This window comes from Hyphomonas atlantica corrig. (assembly GCF_000682715.1).
In the GTDB taxonomy this organism is placed as follows: domain Bacteria; phylum Pseudomonadota; class Alphaproteobacteria; order Caulobacterales; family Hyphomonadaceae; genus Hyphomonas; species Hyphomonas atlantica.
In genome coordinates, this window is record NZ_AWFH01000001.1 from 221,308 (window position 1) to 238,273 (window position 16,966).

General features: G+C 59.6%; 15 protein-coding genes. 8 read left to right on the forward strand and 7 right to left on the reverse strand.

From position 1 onward, the window contains the following. Positions 1 to 87: 87 nt before the first annotated feature. The 3 genes from HY36_RS01105 to HY36_RS01115 all read left to right on the forward strand — a co-directional run bounded on the left by HY36_RS01105 (position 88) and on the right by HY36_RS01115 (position 2,054). Positions 88 to 447 (forward strand): YbaN family protein, encoded by a 360-nt coding sequence (locus tag HY36_RS01105; RefSeq protein WP_035547154.1) that lies wholly within the window; start codon positions 88 to 90, stop codon positions 445 to 447. Positions 448 to 583: 136 nt separating this feature from the next. Next, positions 584 to 1,174 carry a fatty acid desaturase CarF family protein gene (locus tag HY36_RS01110; protein WP_035547158.1) on the forward strand — a complete coding sequence of 197 codons (591 nt, stop codon included), beginning with the start codon at positions 584 to 586 and terminating at the stop codon, positions 1,172 to 1,174. 106 nt (positions 1,175 to 1,280) lie between these two features. Next, complete coding sequence (locus HY36_RS01115; RefSeq protein ID WP_035547161.1) at positions 1,281 to 2,054, forward strand: SDR family NAD(P)-dependent oxidoreductase; 774 nt, start codon at positions 1,281 to 1,283, stop codon at positions 2,052 to 2,054. A gap of 4 nt (positions 2,055 to 2,058) precedes the next feature. Here the strand turns inward: HY36_RS01115 and bioB are convergent, their stop codons facing one another. Then, entirely contained in the window at positions 2,059 to 3,060 is a 1,002-nt protein-coding gene (bioB, locus tag HY36_RS01120) for a biotin synthase BioB (RefSeq protein WP_035547163.1), read from the reverse strand. 138 nt (positions 3,061 to 3,198) lie between these two features. Here bioB and HY36_RS01125 point away from each other — a divergent pair, with 138 nt between their 5' ends. The 3 genes from HY36_RS01125 to HY36_RS01135 all read left to right on the forward strand — a co-directional run bounded on the left by HY36_RS01125 (position 3,199) and on the right by HY36_RS01135 (position 6,567). Then, entirely contained in the window at positions 3,199 to 3,942 is a 744-nt protein-coding gene (locus HY36_RS01125; RefSeq protein WP_051602372.1) for a TVP38/TMEM64 family protein, read from the forward strand. Between the two features lie 155 nt (positions 3,943 to 4,097). Further along, entirely contained in the window at positions 4,098 to 5,639 is a 1,542-nt protein-coding gene (locus tag HY36_RS01130; RefSeq protein WP_035547164.1) for a 2-isopropylmalate synthase, read from the forward strand. A gap of 34 nt (positions 5,640 to 5,673) precedes the next feature. Beyond that, positions 5,674 to 6,567 (forward strand): DMT family transporter, encoded by an 894-nt coding sequence (locus tag HY36_RS01135; RefSeq protein ID WP_035547167.1) that lies wholly within the window; start codon positions 5,674 to 5,676, stop codon positions 6,565 to 6,567. Here the strand turns inward: HY36_RS01135 and HY36_RS01140 are convergent, their stop codons facing one another. After that, positions 6,568 to 8,727: a hypothetical protein gene (locus HY36_RS01140; RefSeq protein ID WP_162175924.1), complete on the reverse strand. Its 2,160-nt coding sequence runs from the start codon at positions 8,725 to 8,727 to the stop codon at positions 6,568 to 6,570. Positions 8,728 to 8,782: 55 nt separating this feature from the next. Further along, complete coding sequence (locus HY36_RS18300; protein ID WP_155841604.1) at positions 8,783 to 8,926, reverse strand: hypothetical protein; 144 nt, start codon at positions 8,924 to 8,926, stop codon at positions 8,783 to 8,785. Positions 8,927 to 9,107: 181 nt separating this feature from the next. Here HY36_RS18300 and HY36_RS01145 point away from each other — a divergent pair, with 181 nt between their 5' ends. Continuing rightward, complete coding sequence (locus tag HY36_RS01145) at positions 9,108 to 9,485, forward strand: Hpt domain-containing protein (RefSeq protein WP_035547172.1); 378 nt, start codon at positions 9,108 to 9,110, stop codon at positions 9,483 to 9,485. On the opposite strand, the gene HY36_RS01150 is transcribed toward HY36_RS01145, so the two are convergent. Then, on the reverse strand, positions 9,455 to 9,790 hold the full coding sequence (locus HY36_RS01150; RefSeq protein WP_051602373.1) for a chorismate mutase: 336 nt from the start codon (positions 9,788 to 9,790) through the stop codon (positions 9,455 to 9,457). The two genes, HY36_RS01145 and HY36_RS01150, sit on opposite strands and share 31 nt — an antisense overlap. A gap of 155 nt (positions 9,791 to 9,945) precedes the next feature. Beyond that, on the reverse strand, positions 9,946 to 11,133 hold the full coding sequence (locus HY36_RS01155; protein ID WP_035547178.1) for a mechanosensitive ion channel: 1,188 nt from the start codon (positions 11,131 to 11,133) through the stop codon (positions 9,946 to 9,948). Between the two features lie 500 nt (positions 11,134 to 11,633). Between HY36_RS01155 and HY36_RS01160 the strand changes: the two genes are divergently transcribed. Further along, a complete protein-coding gene (locus HY36_RS01160) occupies positions 11,634 to 12,332 on the forward strand; it encodes a class I SAM-dependent methyltransferase (RefSeq protein WP_051602374.1) in 699 nt (232 codons plus the stop codon). Here HY36_RS01160 and odhB read toward each other — a convergent pair. Together odhB and HY36_RS01170 are read right to left on the reverse strand one after the other, a co-directional pair. Then, on the reverse strand, positions 12,329 to 13,843 hold the full coding sequence (gene odhB / locus HY36_RS01165) for a 2-oxoglutarate dehydrogenase complex dihydrolipoyllysine-residue succinyltransferase (protein WP_035548168.1): 1,515 nt from the start codon (positions 13,841 to 13,843) through the stop codon (positions 12,329 to 12,331). The two genes, HY36_RS01160 and odhB, sit on opposite strands and share 4 nt — an antisense overlap. Positions 13,844 to 13,871: 28 nt before the next feature. Then, positions 13,872 to 16,880, reverse strand: a complete 3,009-nt coding sequence (locus HY36_RS01170) for a 2-oxoglutarate dehydrogenase E1 component (RefSeq protein ID WP_035547181.1) — start codon at positions 16,878 to 16,880, stop codon at positions 13,872 to 13,874. Between the last annotated feature and the right edge of the window lie 86 nt (positions 16,881 to 16,966).

Below are 16,966 nucleotides of genomic sequence, written 5' to 3' on the forward strand. Positions count from 1 at the left end.
AAAATTCTACAAATTCCGACCACAATCCCGCGACCGACACCGCATTTGGGGGTTGCCAGTCGGTGACGCGCGGGGAATTGGTTCCGTATGTGGATTTGGCGCGCAATCGGAAGTTTGGCCTTCGTGCTCGGCGCGATTGGACTGGCCATCCCGGTATGGCCAACCACTATCTTCTGGATCGTGGCCGCACTCGCTTTCGCCAAGTCCAACCCCATTTGGGCCGATTGGATCTATCGACAGCCCGGCGTCGGACCAACCATCAAGGCCTTCATTGAGACCGGAGCCATGGGGCGGGAAGCAAAGATTGCTGCCCTCATCGGCATGTCCATTGCCGCCGGCCTCATTGTCATCTTCGGCTATCGCAATCCCTGGATGCTGGGTTTCGGACTCGGCCTCATCGCAATCGGGGCCGTTTTCGTCATTACGCGAAAACCCTTGCGAGACTGAGAGCCTTCAACGGGACTTACAAACGCAAGAAGTAAGTGTTCACTTCCTCACTTGCCGCATTCTGGCCGCATTTAGTTAGCAAACGCTTACTTGCTAGTCCAGCTATCCTAGTTCGACAGCAAGAAGGAGATGGCCCATGCCGGTCACGATTGTCGTTACAGCTTTCAAATCCGTAGCTTCCATTTTTGGCGGGCTGCTGCTCGCCGACTTTGTCTCAGGGATTATTCACTGGTTCGAAGATCGCTATGGGAACCCGAATTGGCCCGTCCTCGGACACACAATCCGCGCCAACCAGGAGCACCATTTCCGCCCGCGTGCATTTTTGAAGGGCTCATTCCTGTCGCGAAACCGGGAAGTGCTCGTGATAGGTGCCCTGTTCCTGATCGCCTTCTGGGCAACGGATACGCTCAACCTGTTCACCGGCTCAGCCGTCCTGTTCGGGGCGTTCTCGAACGAGTTTCACCGCGCGGCGCATCGCAGTCCGAAAGAAAACGGAAAGCTGATCACAGCCCTTCAGAAAACGGGCCTGGCCCAGTCCTTCCAGCATCACGCCGCGCACCATCGCCTGGGCAAGGATACGCATTATTGCGTCATCACCAATTACACCAATCCCGTGCTGGAGCGGATCGGCTTCTTCCCTGCGCTGGAGCGAATTGTGAAGCGCGTGACCGGACGCACTCCCCGCCTCGACGAAAGCGTAAATGTCCGCTTCCGCCAGGCCAATTGAGCAAGAGCCGCGCGCCTACCCCTCCCCGCCTTCCTCTAGGGCGGGGATTTTCATTGCGACGCCAGCCCGTAATCTGCGCAGCAAACAAAAACAGGGAGAAAACACCATGGATCTGGGCTTGAACGGGAAGACAGTCTTCATTGCTGGCGCCAGCCGCGGCATCGGACTGGGCATCGCAGAAGCTTTGCTGGCCGAAGGGGCGAAAGTCGCCTTGGCAGCGCGCGGCGAGGAAAAACTTGAACAGGAACGCGCGCGCCTTGCCGCGGTGTATGGCGAAGACAATGTCTGGGCCCGCGCGGGAGACCTCAGAGATTCGCGCACTGTCGAGACGATGATCGACACGATCGAGAACGAACTCGGCGAGCTATGGGGCGCCGTCGCGAATGTCGGCCTCCACCCCTGCCCTCCGGGATTCGAGGTTGATGACTCAACCTGGGACGCAGGCATTTCCCAGAATCTGGATTCGGCATTCTTCCTCGCCCGCTCGGCCCTTCGACGGATGGATCCTCGCGGCGAAGGCTCAATCCTGATGATCTCTTCCATCGCCGGCCTCACCGGGCTCGGCACGCCGCTTACCTATGGCACGTCGAAAGCCGCGATGAATCACCTGACCAAGGAACTCGCCCGGGTGTCCGGTCGCAACAATGTGCGTATCAACGCCATTGCACCCGGCAACATCATCTTCCCGGATGGCGAATGGGAAGAGCGCATCAATGGCGACCGCGGCGACGCCTGGAAACGCTGGATCAAGCGCGAAGTGCCACTCCAGCGATTCGGCAGACCGGAAGAAATCGGATCCGCCGCTGCCTTCCTGCTCAGCCCCGTCGCCAGCTTCATCACAGGCGCGATCGTTCCTGTGGACGGTGGCCAGACCCGCTAGCGGGTCACGCCCCGATCAGGGTGGTCCGCTTCGCAGGGGATTCCATGTCCTCGCGCGGAGCGGCTTCCATCCCCATCTTGCCCATCAGGGCAGCGTCCTCATCCATTTCCGGATTGTCGGTGGTCAGCAAACGGTCGCCCACAAAGATGGAATTCGCTCCCGCCAACAGGCAGAGCGCCTGACCTTCATCGGTCATGCCCTCGCGGCCTGCGGACAGGCGAACCCAGCTCTTCGGGAACACAATGCGACAAACGGCGATTGCACGCGCCATCTCGATAACCGAAATCGCCGGGCTGTCGCCAAGAGGCGTTCCTTCGATGGGCACCAGCATGTTCACCGGCACGCTTTCGGGATGAGGTGACAGTTTTGACAATTCATGGATCAGGCCGATCCGGTCTTCACGGCTTTCACCCATCCCCAGAATGCCGCCGCAACACAGCTTGAGGCCCGCTTCGCGCGCACGGCCCAGCGTTTCGAGACGGTCGTCATAGGTGCGCGTTGACACGACATTCCCGTAGTATTCGGGCGATGTATCGAGATTGTGATTGTAGTAATCCAGACCAGCTGATTTCAGCGCCTCGGCCTGACCATCATCCAGCATGCCCAGCGTGACGCAAGTCTCCAGCCCTTCTGCCTTCACAGCCTCGATCATGGCGGCGACTTTTGGCACATCGCGATCCTTCAGACTGCGCCATGCCGCGCCCATGCAGAACCGATCCGCACCATTCTCTTTCGCCCGGCGCGCAGCCGACACAACCTCGTCCAGTGGCATCAATTTTGACGCTTCAAGCCCGGTGTCGAAATGGGCGGACTGGCTGCAATATCCGCAATTCTCAGCGCAGCCGCCTGTCTTGATGGATAGCAATTGGGACTTCTGAACTTTCCCATCCGGCCAGTTCGCCTGCTTCACGGACAGGGCCTGCGCCATCAGCGTATCAAGCGGTTGCGTATACAATGCGGCGATTTCATCCCGGGTCCAGTCATGGCGAGGGGAAAGGTCTGTCATGCGGGGGAATCCTTCAGAATCTACAATCGTTCGGCAGACTACGTATCGGTGTGCTACGGATCGATCAACTGCTGCATAAATTAACTTTGCGGCACCCGGCGGAATGCCGTAAATCGCGGCAAGTCTGAAAGTACGCTCATGGACACCCAGCCAGCTCCGAAAAAAGTTCTCGACGCCAATGCCCGCCGAGGTGCCATCATCGGCGGGGTTGCACTGTTGGTAATTCTGGTCCTGTTCCTGATCGGAAAGACCACAAACCTGACCGACCTTGAAGCGCTGCAGACCACGATGGAAAGCATCGCTGCCAGCCCGTGGGCGCTTCCGGCATTGATCGTGCTATTCGTTGTCGGCGCCTTTGTCGGCATTCCGCAATTTGCCCTGTTGGCGATCTCTATTGCCATGTTCGGGCCTTGGCTCGGTGCCTTCATGGGGTGGATTGCAAACATGGTGGCAGGGGCCGCGACGTTTTATGCCGGACGGCTAGCGGGCGAGAAAACCTTCCGTCGCTATGCTGGCGAGACGGCCAACAAGCTGTCTGGCTTTGTCGGTCGCAATGCCTTGATGACCAGCGCAATCGTCCGGAACGTACCGGCTGGCCCTGCCCTGCTCGTGAACATGGCATTCGGGGTCAGCCATGCAAAGTTCCTGCACTACTGGGCCGGCATGGGCGTCGGTATCATTCCGAAGATCGCCCTGATCGCATTTGCAGGTCAGAGCCTATTTGCTGCCTTCAAAGGCAATCCGCTCGTCGCCATCGCCGCTGCGGGCGCCGCCATTGCGGTCTATATCGCCATCGCCGCCTATGCGCGCGCCCGCATGCGCAAGGCGGGGCAATCTGTTGCCCTCATTCCGCAAAACGAGGTTGACAGCGCCGCGCCATAGGCCGATGAAGCTCCATATGTGGAATAAATTGCCTCTTCAGCTACTGCTTACCGGCCCCTGGCCGGTGATGTCTGCCTAGGGTTCAGCCAGGGCAAGCACGCGGTCAGGGGGTACAATCAACCTCACACTCCATTCCCAGACCCGGTAGCTAGACAATGTCCACTTCATCCAATCCTCACATCCGTATCTTCGACACAACCTTGCGTGACGGCGAACAATCGCCTGGCGCCTCCATGACCCATAATGAAAAGCTCGAACTGGCCGAGTTGATGGAAACCATGGGCGTCGATGTCATCGAAGCCGGTTTCCCCGCCGCGTCCGAAGGCGACTTCGCCGCGGTCAGCGCCATTGCAGAGCAATCCAGGTCGGCCATCATTTGTGGCCTCGCCCGCTCGACGCCGAACGACATCGAGCGCTGCGCCGAAGCGGTGAAGAAGTCGGCCCGCCCACGCATTCATACCTTCATTTCGACCAGCCCGGTCCACATGAAGCACAAGCTGAAGATGGGCCCGAACGCTGTTCTGGAAGCCGTCGGCCGCTCAGTTGCGCAGGCCCGCAATCACACCGACGACGTCGAATGGTCCGCCGAAGACGCGACACGTACGGAATTCGACTTCCTGTGCAAATGTATCGACACAGCCATCGCCAGCGGCGCAACCACGATCAACCTGCCAGATACGGTCGGCTATTCGCATCCAGATGAATATGGCGCCCTGTTCCGGCGGGTGATCGAGACGGTGCCAAATTCCGACAAGGTGATCTGGTCTGCGCATTGCCACAACGATTTGGGTCTGGCAGTCGCCAACTCCATCAATGCCGTCGCCAATGGCGCGCGTCAGGTGGAATGCGCCATCAATGGCCTGGGTGAGCGCGCGGGCAACGCCGCTCTGGAAGAAATCGTGATGGCAATGAAGGTGCGCAGCGACACGCTGCCCTTCGAGACAGACATCAAGCCGGCCTATCTTTCCCGCGCCTCGGCAATGGTCAGCCGCATCACCGGCTTCCCTGTGCAGTACAACAAGGCCATCGTGGGCAAGAATGCCTTCGCACACGAAAGCGGCATCCACCAGGATGGCATGCTGAAGAATGCCGAAACCTATGAAATCATGCGGCCAGAAGATGTTGGCGTCGCCAAGACATCCCTGGTCATGGGCAAGCACTCCGGACGTCACGCCTTCCGCGACAAGCTGGAAGCGCTTGGCTACAGCATGGAAGGTGAGGCCCTGAACGATGCGTTCAAGCGCTTCAAGGCGCTGGCCGACCGCAAGAAACACGTCTTCGATGATGACATCATCGCGCTGGTCGATGATCAATTGGCGACTGAAGGTGAGCGGATCGCATTCAAGCGCCTGCGTGTGGTTGCTGGCACGGATGGACCTCAGACTGCCGAAATCGATCTGGTTGTCGAAGGTGAAGACAAGTTCGCGATCGCGCGTGGAAACGGGCCGGTAGACGCCGTGTTCAACGCCATTCGCGAGATCGTCCCACATGAGGGCAAGCTGGAGCTGTACCAGGTCCACGCCGTCACCGGAGGCACGGATGCGCAAGCCACTGTGTCTGTCCGGCTCAACAGCGATGGCATCATGTCCACGGGACGCTCATCCGATCCGGATACGCTGGTCGCAAGTGCCAAGGCATATCTCCATGCTGTGAACAAGCTGGAGGCCCGCAAGGCCAAACGGTCGCAAGCCGCCTGATCCAGCAGCACTCGCAATATAAAGATTACCCGAAATGGATCTCTGGATTTCCATGACGCTGGCGGCTGCGTTCTGCCAGAACCTCCGCTCTGCGTTTCAGAAACAGCTGAAAGACCGGCTCAGCACATGGGGATCGACAGCAACCCGCTTCGTTTATGCGGCGCCGCTAGCAATCGCCGTGCTGCTCGCCCTGACTTTGGGACGCGGTGCGCCCCTGCCCAACCTGTCGGGCCAGTTCTTTGCGTTCGCCCTTGTCGGCGCGGTCGCGCAAGTGCTGGCGACGGGATTGCTGATCCACCTGTTCTCACGCGCCAATTTTGCGGCGGCCACCGCCTTCACCAAGACTGAGCCGATTCAGGCGGCGCTGGTGGGAATTCTGCTTCTGGGGGACGCGCTCACGCTGCCTGCCTTGCTGGCAATCCTTACCAGCATCGTTGGCATCATCCTGATCTCGCTTCCCAAGGGCAAGGACGGGAAATGGCGCCCCGATGGTGCCTTATGGATCGGGCTGCTGTCAGGGGCGTGCTTTGCCGTGTCTTCAGTGTCGCTTCGCGGTGCATCCCTGTCGCTTGGCGACGCCAATGTGGTGCTCAGTACATCCACGACGCTGGCCTTTGTAACGGTCGTCCAGTCAGCCCTGCTGCTTGTCTGGCTTCGCCTGAGAGAGCCCGGTCAGACCGCCCGACTCTTCGGGGCATGGCGTCATGCCGGGTGGGTGGGGCTGATCGGCTTTCTGGGGTCGATGGCCTGGGTGGCCGCGTTCACGTTGAAAGATGCTGCGAGCGTGAAGGCTGTTGGTCAGGTCGAAATCCTGTTCACCCTTGTCGCTTCACGTCTCATGTTCCGGGAGCGCGTATCGTTGCTGGAAGTCGCAGGAATTCTCCTGCTTGCCTCGGGTGTCGTCGCAATCGTCATGCTGAGCCGCTGACTACAGCGCAGCATCCAGCAACAGATAGGCCGCAAGACGCGCACTGGCATTGCGCCCGGTCTTCTGCGTCTGCTCCAGCGCGTGAAGGGCGTCTTCGGATTCCATGTCGAGGAAATCTCGCGCGAGATCCATCAATTCGCGGTCATTGCGCAGGCGCTGGGTGACCCGTTCCACCTGACGTCCCGCTTGGGAGATGATCGCGGATTTGCGCTCTTTCACACCGCGGCGCGCGGCCTCGGCAATTTTGCGCTTGGCTTTCGGGCGGATCGCTTCCGGCAGGATAATGCCGGATGTCTGCAGCCGGTCGATCAGTTCTTCGGCCACTTCTTCGCGCTCCCGCACCGGACGGTCTTCGCGGCTCATGTCGGAGATAATATCCCGCCATCCCATTTCCGCGCCGGAAGCTGGCGGTGAGGACGGCTGGGCTGGCACCATTGGCGCTGGCTCAGCCTCGACTGCCGGTTCAGGCAATTCTGGCGCAGCCGGCAGGAAATCTGTCGCCCGGCGTCGTGGGGTCTCGTCAGGCGTCGGCGCGTCGAGCGGCACGTCATCATGGCGACGACGCAACAGGTGTGGCGCAGGCTCTGGCTGGCGCTTCTCCAGCTCTCGGCCAAAGTCCCATGTGTCTTCCGGCACATCAGGTTCATCGCTCAGGCTTGCATCGGCCAGGGCATCTGCAGCGGCGTCGAACAATTCGTCTTCCATGCTCGGCCGGGCCGCGGGAGCGGGCTTTGGTGCGGCGGGCCGCTCTACGGGTTCATCGTCCGCCTGCTCGGGCGCGGGCTCAGGCACATGACCGTTGCGGACAATTGGATGATAACCATTGGCATGGCCGTTCCCATTGCGGACAGGCGCAGGCTCGAACGTGTCATCCTCTTCAAATTCATCATCGAAAGATTCGGCATCGAAGGGTTCAGGCTCGAACTCCGTGTCTGCCTCGAACTCGGGCTCAGCCTGAGGCGGCACGATGGCTGGCGGGCCCTGCTCCGGCTCAATCTCGCCCCGTGAAGCATCCTCTTCGACAGTCGCCTGGCGCAGCTTGTGTTCCATGCGGACCGTATCAGCCTTGGCGGCGTATTCGGCAGACCTGATCGCTGCAGCGGCCTCATCTCCCGCTTCGCGCAGACGCGCCAGAGCCCGCGCCGCGTTTTCTGCGGCTTCACGTGTGGAATTGTTGATTTCATGATTGGCGCGTCGGGCCCCGTCCAGCGCTGAAGAGACTGCATCCTTCAGGGCGTCACCCGTGGTCATCGCCGCCGCAGCGGCAATCTCCCCTGCCCGCACCGCGGCGTCCACCGTCCGGCGGGACTGGTCGAGCTTCTCCTCAACGCGAGAAACCGCGAATGTCAGCGTTTCGGTACGCGTGGCGGCGTCGCGGGCAAGCGCATCAAGTTCAACCAGCTTTTCAGAGAGTGTCCGGCCAGCGAGTTGCATGCTCTCAAGGCGTTGTTCCAGCGCCCCGTCGGCGCGAGAAACTTCTTCGCTGGCATCGCGGGCGGCTTTCACCATCATCTGTGCCTGACGCGGGATTGCCTCGTTCAGCGATTGCATGTGTGTGCGCAAATCCCGGGCGAGCCCTTCCAGGGCGTGCCGCTCCTGGCCCAGCCGCTCCGTAAGCTCGCGGGCATTGTCCGCGCTGGCATAGGCGACCGATTCCAACCGCAACCGCTCGTCGCCAATTTCCCCGGCCATCGCCTTCATTGCAGACAGGGCATGCGCCATCGCCCGATCCACTTCAGCGGCGGCCTGCTTCATCTGCTCTGCAAAGGTAATGCCCTCAGTCCCTGCCTCGCGGGCCGGCGCCATCAGGCGAACGGCAGCCTCCATAACCAATGCGTTGGACGCCGCGGCGCGACGATTGGTTCGGCCCATATATCCGGCCATGATCATCAGGAGAGCGGGCACGACCAGCGCCATGCCACCCCCTGCCAAAACCAGTGGGGGCATGAGTTTCAGCTCGTCCACACCCCAGAGGCCCACGGCCATGGAGATTGCACCGACGATCCAGAAAACAGCTACGACAAATCCAGTGACAACCATCCAGCTGCCGCCATGACGGGCGAGCTCGAAGTTCTCAGACGCCTCTTGCCTGACAAGCAAATCGCGGCCAGACGGGCGAGCGGCGGGCATATCGTCCATAGTGGGAGTATACCGCGACATTTCGCCCGGCGCGAGACCACAATGTGTGCATTTATGGGCGGGGTTCGTAAACGCCTTAGCGCGCGAGCAGCGCGCTTACGGCCACATTCTGCCGGGAGGTATCCTGAGCTTCATCATGCTCAGGCGTGAATTCCAGACCAAGCCAAGCCAGAACGGCCGCCAAAACCAGATTACGCACAAACACAACGAACGCCAGCATCGTTCTTCCCCAGAGCCAAAACAGAAACGCGCCACGGAAGTGGGCGCAGATGAATAATAGTTCAAAAAGGGCTTTTCGACAATCGATAAATTCACGTCGCGCAGAGAATTCGGAATTTGTGATTTCGTTAACGATTGGTCAGCCCGTCACTGCGACAGTGAACCTTCCGGAGCAAAATGCCATGACCCAGACTTTCGCCCTGCTCGACCGCGCGCACCTTGATGCCATGACAGGCGGTGACACCGCCCTCGCCAAGGAAGTCATCGAGATATTCCGGGAACAAGCGGAAATCTGGTCCCGCATGCTCGATCCTCAAGCCGAAACCACTCAATGGGCGGACGCAGCGCATACGCTCAAAGGGGCCAGCCTCGGGATTGGAGCAATCCGCCTGGCTGCCAAATGCGAAACGGCAGAAAAGGCCGGCCGGTCAGACACCCCGCCAAGCGTTACGGCAGCAGCTGTCATGCTGGGAGAAATCAAGGATGTGCTCGGTGATACGCTGGAAGAAGTCGCGCAGCTTCTCTACGATTATACGTCGCCGCCGCGCCGCGTGTCGTAGCTTCCGAATTCATAGGCGATGCAGCGCTCAATCAGCTTTCGCCAGACCGGCTCGGCAATCGCCGGCGACAGGCCAGCGCCTTGGCAAGCCGCTTTCACCTTTGCAACAACATCCTCAATGCGGTCGGCGTCATAGACTTTCGAACGGTCTGGCTTGATACGCGCGGCCGCGTCCATGAAAGACTGGCGTTCGGCGAGGATCTCCACGAGCAGGCGATCAATCCGGTCAATTTCATAGCGCACATCGGCCATGGTCTCGGCCGTCTCGGACGTGTGACGGCGCTGATCGGATGTATAAGTGGTCATGCGGTGTCTGCCCCAATGAGAAGTGGCTTCGCGCATATATGACCCCACGCCCTGCCGCAACAAAGCAGCTGCGACGAAGCGCCCCCGGCTTTGATGCGCTCACGAAAAAGGGGCCACCGGGAAGGATGGCCCCCTGATCTGGCGATATCGCCTTGCTAGCGTGTGCTGCGCCACGATTCCAGGATACGCGCGGCCCATTCACGACCACCCCAACCAAAGGCAATGGCGAATGCACCGGCTCCGCCGATCACCATCCATTTGGCCACATCCAGAATGAACACGCCGCCGGTCGGATCGAGCCCCATGCGCGAAATGCCGAGAATGACCGACAGGACAATGATGATCCATTTCATCACACGAGCGGTGACGTCCGTTGCCCCTGCCCCGGTGGAATCCATGGCAGAGCTGACCAGACGGGCGATGAACACACCCGCAAAGATGATCAGAGCGCCAAAAATGATCTGCACGCCCATGTCGAGCACGACATTCATCGCATAGGTCAGCGATTCAATACCGAGTACATTGAGCGCTGCCACAAGGCCGAGCAGAACAATCAGGAACATGCTGACACGCGCGATAACGGTGCTGGCGGTCAGGCCACTGTCAGCGCCTTTCAACAGGCCAAGTTCCGAGACGGCGGAATCGACACCGGTGCCCGGCAAGGTCTTCAGCACGAGATTGGAAACAAACCGCCCGATCAGCACGAAGATTGCGAGAATGACGCCTGCTGCAAGCACATTCGGAATGATGCCGATGATGTCCGTCAGCAGCGCATTGGCTGGCGCGGAGATCGCCTCGATGGCGAGGACATCAAAGGCCATGATCGCACCGATGATGATCAACACCGCGAAGGCGACAGAGGCGACAATGCCGGAAATGTTCACTCGTCCTGTCGCGAGGCCAAACCGTTCCGGCATACCGTCACCGAAAACCAGCACGGCCTTCAACGTTTCACGCACAACGTTGGCGATGATCAGGAAAATACCGAAGATAAGCGCCGCGCCGATCACGTTCGGCAGGTAGGACAGGATGGGATCAATCACCCCATGCAAGGCGCTGGAAATCTGTGTTGCACCGGCGATGGCAAGCGCCTGCATCAGGCCGATCAGGATCGTCACCCAGAAGGCCGCCTGGGCCAGGCTGGTGCCAAGCGATTTGCTGTCACTGGTCGCTGTGGATTCGTTTGCCTTTTTGGCAAGGCCAGTGCGGTCAATCGCGGCTGCAATCAACCAGCGGACGATGAATGCGCCGATGATGAAAGCAATCATCACCAGTGCAGCCTTCAGGAGCTGAGGCCCGTAGGTCTGCGCCTGGTCGACTGTATTTCGCCAGAATTCTTCCATGTGATTAGTCCCCTTTTGTTTGTGTTGTGCCTGTTACGGCTCAAGCAAATACGCGTCGGGGAGCTTCTGGTTGCGTGCGTCCTTATCCGTTCAGGTCAAACAAGTGAGCCCCACACATGCCCATCGCCTCCATTCTGCGCGCTCATATAAGGGCAAGAAGTACGTCCCATTTCGCCCCGAGAGCACGCCTCAGCGTAGCCTTTTTGATACGTAGCGGCAAATGAACGTGAAATAACAAGGCGTTGGGAGAGCGTTCAATCAAACCGCCTTATACCCCAACATGTGTTGCGACGCGTAACAAATGCAACACGTCGCAGGCGGTGGGGATATGCCTTCAGGCAGGTCTGCGATCAGGGGACTGACGCGAAGGGGCAGGTGCAGAAATGCATCTGCCCTCTTTTGTATTCGAAACACGAATTCCGCCCGGACTCCCAATTTTCCGATTGCGACATGTTCCGCCCTACACTAACAGTTACAATGTAACAATTGGAGCATCCGCCATGTCTACTGATTTCGATCCGCTGGTCACTTTTGGACCAGACCATGCCGCAACCTATGATGACCGGTTCAAGGCGCTGCATGGCATCAAGGACATGATCCATCTGGCGCTGGAATCCACATTCGCAAACCTTCCAGAGACTGCACATCTTCTCATCGCCGGGGCGGGCACGGGCGCGGAAGTGCGCCACTTGGCCCCCCTCTTCCCGAACTGGCGCTTCACGCTCGTGGATCCGGCCTCTGCCATGCTGGAGATTGCAAAGCGCCATGCCGAAGCAGAGGGCTTCGCCGACCGATGCACGTTTCACGCGACCTATGTGTCGGAGGTCGATGCCGGTAACTTCGATGCTGCCACCAGCCTGCTGGTGTCGCATTTCGTGCAGCAGGCCGACGCGCGAACTGACTATTTCCGCTCCATCGCAGATCGGCTGAAACCGGGCGCCCCGATGCTCAATGCCGATCTCTGCGCGGATCAATCAGGCGCGGAGTTCGAGACCCTGATGAAATTCTGGCAGGGAATGATGGCCAAGGCCGGCATGGCGCCAGAAGGCCAGGAACAGTACGCAAAGAGTTTCGGAACCATCTTTGCGTGCCACGGCCCATCAGACGTTGAAGCCATGATCGAGACGGCAGGATTCATCCCGCCCGTACAATGCGTACAGGCGGGACTGATCAAGGGTTGGCTGACCGCGAAGGCCTAGACTTCGAGAAGCATGCGCTCTGGATCTTCCAGGGCTTCCTTGACGCGGACGAGGAAGGTCACAGCCTCCTTGCCGTCGACGATCCGGTGGTCATAGGACAGCGCCAGATACATCATCGGGCGGATTTTGACTTCGCCATTGATGGCCACAGGGCGCTGTTCGATCCGGTGCATGCCGAGCACACCGGATTGTGGGGGGTTCAGGATTGGCGTGGACATGAGCGAGCCATAGATGCCGCCATTCGAAATGGTGAATGTGCCACCCTGCATGTCGCCAATGGTCAGTGAGCCGTCGCGGGCGCGCTTGCCAAGATCGGCGATATACTTCTCGATACCAGCGAGCGACAAATCGTCAGAGTCCCGAACAACCGGAACCACGAGGCCTTTATCCGTACCAACGGCTACGCCGATATCGTAATAGTTCTTGTAGATGATGTCCGTGCCATCAATCTCGGCATTCACGGCCGGAACTTCCTTCAGCGCGTTGACACACGCCTTCACGAAGAAGCTCATGAAGCCCAGCTTGATGCCGTGCTTGGCCACGAAGGCTTCCTGGTGCTTCTTCCGCAAATCCATGATGGCGCCCATGTCGACATCATTGAACGTCGTCAGCATGGCGGCAGTGTCCTGCGCCTCTTTCAGACGGCGGGCGATGGTCTGGCGCAGACGCGTCATGCGAACACGCTCTTCACGCGGACCAATATCCCGAGGAGCCTTCGCTTCGGCAGGTGCCGCAGCCGTCTTCGGCGCGCTGTTCACATAATTCATGGCATCGGCCTTGGTTGCACGACCGTCGCGGCCAGTGCCTGGAATATCAGCCGGGTTCACACCAGCTTCAGCGGAAATACGGCGTACGGACGGCGCGACAGGACGTTCGCCCGTTGCGGCTGGCGCAGAGGTCGACGCGGCGGGTGCAGATGCGGCTGGCGCAGCAGCCGGTGCAGAGCCGCCAGCGCTGATACGGGCAATGACGGAGCCCGGCGTGACAGAGTCGCCTTCGCCCACCAGCAGTTCGGCCAGAACACCATCAGCTGGTGCTGGCACTTCGAGTGCAACCTTGTCGGTTTCGATCTCAGCGATGGTCTCGTCTTTCTTCACAGCATCGCCAGGGGCCTTCAGGAAGGTCGACAGCGTACCTTCGGCGACGCTTTCGCCCATTGTCGGCACTTCAACATCGACCAGTTCGCCCTTGTCGTCCTTGCCCGGAACGCCGCCGGGCTCTTTCGGACCGCCATGCTCCGGCAAGGCTTCAGCGGCAGTGCTGGCAGCTGCGCCATTCCCACCGGAGAGCTTGCCGAGAAGCGCGCCGATCTCGACCGTGTCACCTTCCTTGGCGACGATTTCGGACAAAACGCCATCTTCGGTGGCGGACACTTCAACAGACACTTTGTCTGTTTCGAGTTCGACGAGCACTTCATCTTTCTTCACCGCGTCGCCAGCGGCCTTCAGCCATTGGCCGACGGTGGCTTCGGTGATGCTCTCGCCGAGGGTAGGCACTGTGATATCGGTCATGAAATCAGTCCGTTCGTAGTCATCAAATTCAGCTGGCGACGATATTGTCGTCGACGGGGTCTTTTCCAAGTGCGGTCGAAATCAGCGCGTCCTGCTCAGCCTTGTGCTTGGACAAAAGACCGGTTGCCGTGGCCGCCGATGGCGGACGACCCGCATAGGATGGCCGTGTGTGCTGCATGCCTGCCTGATTGGCGCACCATTCCAGCTCGTCGCGGATGAAGGTCCAGCCACCCATATTGCGCGGCTCTTCCTGGCACCAGACAATCTCGGCCTGCGGGAAGCGTTTCAGCTCTTGGATCAGCGACTTGCGCGGAACCGGATAGAACTGCTCCACCCGCAGCAGGTAGACATCATCCTCACCGCTCTCTTCGCGCGCTTCGAACAGGTCGTAATAGACCTTGCCCGAACACAGAACGACGCGGCGGACCTTGTTGTCCTTCACAAGCTTCACCTTGCCTTCGCGGCCCGGCGTTTCGGCGTCATCCCAAAGAATGCGGTGGAATGAGGATTTAGTGCTCATGTCATCCAGGCTGGACGTGGCCAGCTTGTGACGCAGAAGAGATTTCGGCGTCATGATGATCAGCGGCTTGCGGAAATCACGATGGATCTGGCGACGCAGGGCGTGGAAGTAGTTCGCCGGGGTCGTCAGGTTACAGACTTGCCAATTGTCCTCAGCGCACATCTGCAGGAAGCGTTCGAGGCGCGCGGAGGAGTGCTCCGGCCCCTGACCTTCATAGCCATGCGGCAACAGAACAACGAGGCCGGACATACGCAGCCATTTACGCTCTGCAGAGGAAATGAACTGGTCGAAGAAGACCTGCGCACCATTGGAGAAGTCACCGAACTGGGCTTCCCACATGGTCAGCGTGTTCGGGTCTGCCAGAGAATATCCGTACTCGTACCCAAGCACAGCCTCCTCCGACAGAAGCGAGTCGATCACTTCGTAATTGGCCTGCGTGTCGCTGATATTGTTCAGCGGCGTGTAGCGGTCGCCATTAGTCTGGTCGATAATGTGACTGTGGCGCTGAGAGAACGTGCCGCGGCCGCAATCCTGCCCGGAGAGGCGAACCGGGAAACCTTCGTCAAGCAGGGTTGCGAACGCCAGATGCTCTGCCGTCGCCCAATCGAGGCCCTTCCCTTTCGAGATGGCACTGGCCCGTGCATCAATGACCCGCGCCAGCGTCCTGTGAATGTCGACGCCTTCCGGAATGGTCGTGATGGTCTGGCCAATCGTCTGCATGCGTTTCTTGGAAACGCCGGTCTTGCCGCGACGCTCGTCATCGTCCGGCAGGCCAAGGCCCTTCCATTCGCCGTCCAGCCAGTCGGCTTTCTTGGCTTCGAACGTTTTGCCCGCTTCAAACTCGCGGTCGAGATAGGCTTCGAAATCAGCGACCTGCTGCTCTATCTGCTCCGCCGTCAGAACACCTTCCTTCACAAGGCGCTCGGCGTAGATTTCGCGCGTCGAGGCATGGCCCTTGATCTTGGTGTACATGACCGGCTGGGTGAACATGGGCTCATCGCCCTCATTGTGCCCGAAGCGACGATAGCAGAACATGTCGATAACGACGTCCTTGCCGAATTTCTGGCGATACTCAGTGGCCACTTTGGCAGCATAGGTGACCGCTTCCGGGTCATCACCATTCACATGGAAGATCGGCGTCTGCACCATCAGCGCAACATCGGTCGGATATGGTGAGGACCGCGAATAGATCGGGCTGGTTGTGAAGCCGATCTGGTTGTTCACGATGAAGTGGATCGTACCGCCTGTGCGATAGCCTTGCAGACCGGACAGCGCGAAACACTCAGACACCACGCCCTGCCCCGCAAACGCCGCATCCCCATGCAGCAACAACGGCAGAACAGTCGACCGGTCCAGCGTGCCGCTTTCCCGGTGCAACATTTCCTGCTTGGAGCGCGACTTGCCGAGCACCACCGGATCCACCGCTTCAAGGTGGGACGGGTTGGCGTTCATCGACAGGTGAACTTCATTGCCGTCAAATTCGCGGTCAGACGAGGCGCCGAGATGGTACTTCACGTCGCCGGAGCCGAACTCGCCGGCACCTTGCGTGTTACCGCCTTGGAATTCGTGGAAGATCTGCTCGTAAGGCTTGCCCATCACGGCTGCGAGCATGTTCAGGCGGCCACGGTGCGGCATGCCCACAACAATCTCGCGCACGCCCAGTGCACCACCGCGCTTGATGATCTGTTCCAGCGCCGGAACCGCTGCCTCACCACCGTCCAGGCCGAAGCGTTTCGTGCCAGGATACCGTTTGTGCAGGAAGCGTTCGAACGTTTCCGCTTCGATAAGCTTTGCGAGGATCGCCTTCTTGCCTTGCTCGGTGAAGGCGACGCCCTTGTCCGGCCCTTCGATACGCTCCTGCAGCCAGGCTTTTTCTTCCGGATCGGAAATGTGCATGAACTCGATGCCGATGGTCGAGCAATAGGTCCGCTTCAGAATGTCGAGCATCTCGCTGACGGACGCATGGTCGAGCCCGAGATAGCCGTCGATGAAGATCTTGCGATCCATATCAGCCGGGCCAAAGCCATAGCTGGCCGGGTCCAGTTCCGGCTGTTTTTCCGGAATATCCAGCGACAGCGGATCAAGCTGCGCCGCCAAATGACCCCTCATCCGATAGGCGCGGATCATCATGATGGCGCGGATAGAATCCTTGACGTTCTGCGCGATTTCCTCGGCAGAGGCGGCCGGTTTGGCGGATTTCAGCTTTTTCTCGAGCTTCGGCTCGACCAGCGCCCAGTTGCCGTCAAAGGCGGCCACCTGTTCGTCACTGACCGGACGGGGCCAGTCGCCGCGCTTCCAGCTCGCACCATCCGCATTCTTCGCGGCGTCTGCCGAATCATCGTTGAGCTCCGCAAAGAAGGCGCGCCAGCTCTCGGGAACTGACGCGGGGTTCTTTGCATAGGCTGCCTGCATCTGTTCCAGCCACATGGCTGAACCACCATACAGGAATGCTGTTTCCAGCATTGCGCTGTTACCTGCGCTGCGTGAGCCGTCTACCGGGCTGCCGTCATCTGCCATTTTTCAATCCGTCCTTTGGGACCTGTCCCCTGACATTAAGGAACAAAATACTTGCCCGGTTCCTACCGGGACTGAGGTTCTCTAGG

Excerpts from the sequence above, each read along its gene's own strand:
- HY36_RS01170 (WP_035547181.1), bottom strand. The coding sequence starts at position 16,880 with ATGGCAGATGACGGCAGCCCGGTAGACGGCTCACGCAGCGCAGGTAAC.
- HY36_RS01160 (WP_051602374.1), top strand. The coding sequence starts at position 11,634 with ATGTCTACTGATTTCGATCCGCTGGTCACTTTTGGACCAGACCATGCC.
- HY36_RS01110 (WP_035547158.1), top strand. The coding sequence starts at position 584 with ATGCCGGTCACGATTGTCGTTACAGCTTTCAAATCCGTAGCTTCCATT.
- HY36_RS01125 (WP_051602372.1), top strand. The coding sequence starts at position 3,199 with ATGGACACCCAGCCAGCTCCGAAAAAAGTTCTCGACGCCAATGCCCGC.
- HY36_RS01150 (WP_051602373.1), bottom strand. The coding sequence starts at position 9,790 with ATGACCACTTATACATCCGATCAGCGCCGTCACACGTCCGAGACGGCC.
- HY36_RS01135 (WP_035547167.1), top strand. The coding sequence starts at position 5,674 with ATGGATCTCTGGATTTCCATGACGCTGGCGGCTGCGTTCTGCCAGAAC.
- bioB (WP_035547163.1), bottom strand. The coding sequence starts at position 3,060 with ATGACAGACCTTTCCCCTCGCCATGACTGGACCCGGGATGAAATCGCC.
- HY36_RS01115 (WP_035547161.1), top strand. The coding sequence starts at position 1,281 with ATGGATCTGGGCTTGAACGGGAAGACAGTCTTCATTGCTGGCGCCAGC.
- HY36_RS01145 (WP_035547172.1), top strand. The coding sequence starts at position 9,108 with ATGACCCAGACTTTCGCCCTGCTCGACCGCGCGCACCTTGATGCCATG.
- HY36_RS18300 (WP_155841604.1), bottom strand. The coding sequence starts at position 8,926 with ATGCTGGCGTTCGTTGTGTTTGTGCGTAATCTGGTTTTGGCGGCCGTT.
- HY36_RS01130 (WP_035547164.1), top strand. The coding sequence starts at position 4,098 with ATGTCCACTTCATCCAATCCTCACATCCGTATCTTCGACACAACCTTG.
- HY36_RS01105 (WP_035547154.1), top strand. The coding sequence starts at position 88 with ATGTGGATTTGGCGCGCAATCGGAAGTTTGGCCTTCGTGCTCGGCGCG.
- odhB (WP_035548168.1), bottom strand. The coding sequence starts at position 13,843 with ATGACCGATATCACAGTGCCTACCCTCGGCGAGAGCATCACCGAAGCC.
- HY36_RS01140 (WP_162175924.1), bottom strand. The coding sequence starts at position 8,727 with ATGTCGCGGTATACTCCCACTATGGACGATATGCCCGCCGCTCGCCCG.
- HY36_RS01155 (WP_035547178.1), bottom strand. The coding sequence starts at position 11,133 with ATGGAAGAATTCTGGCGAAATACAGTCGACCAGGCGCAGACCTACGGG.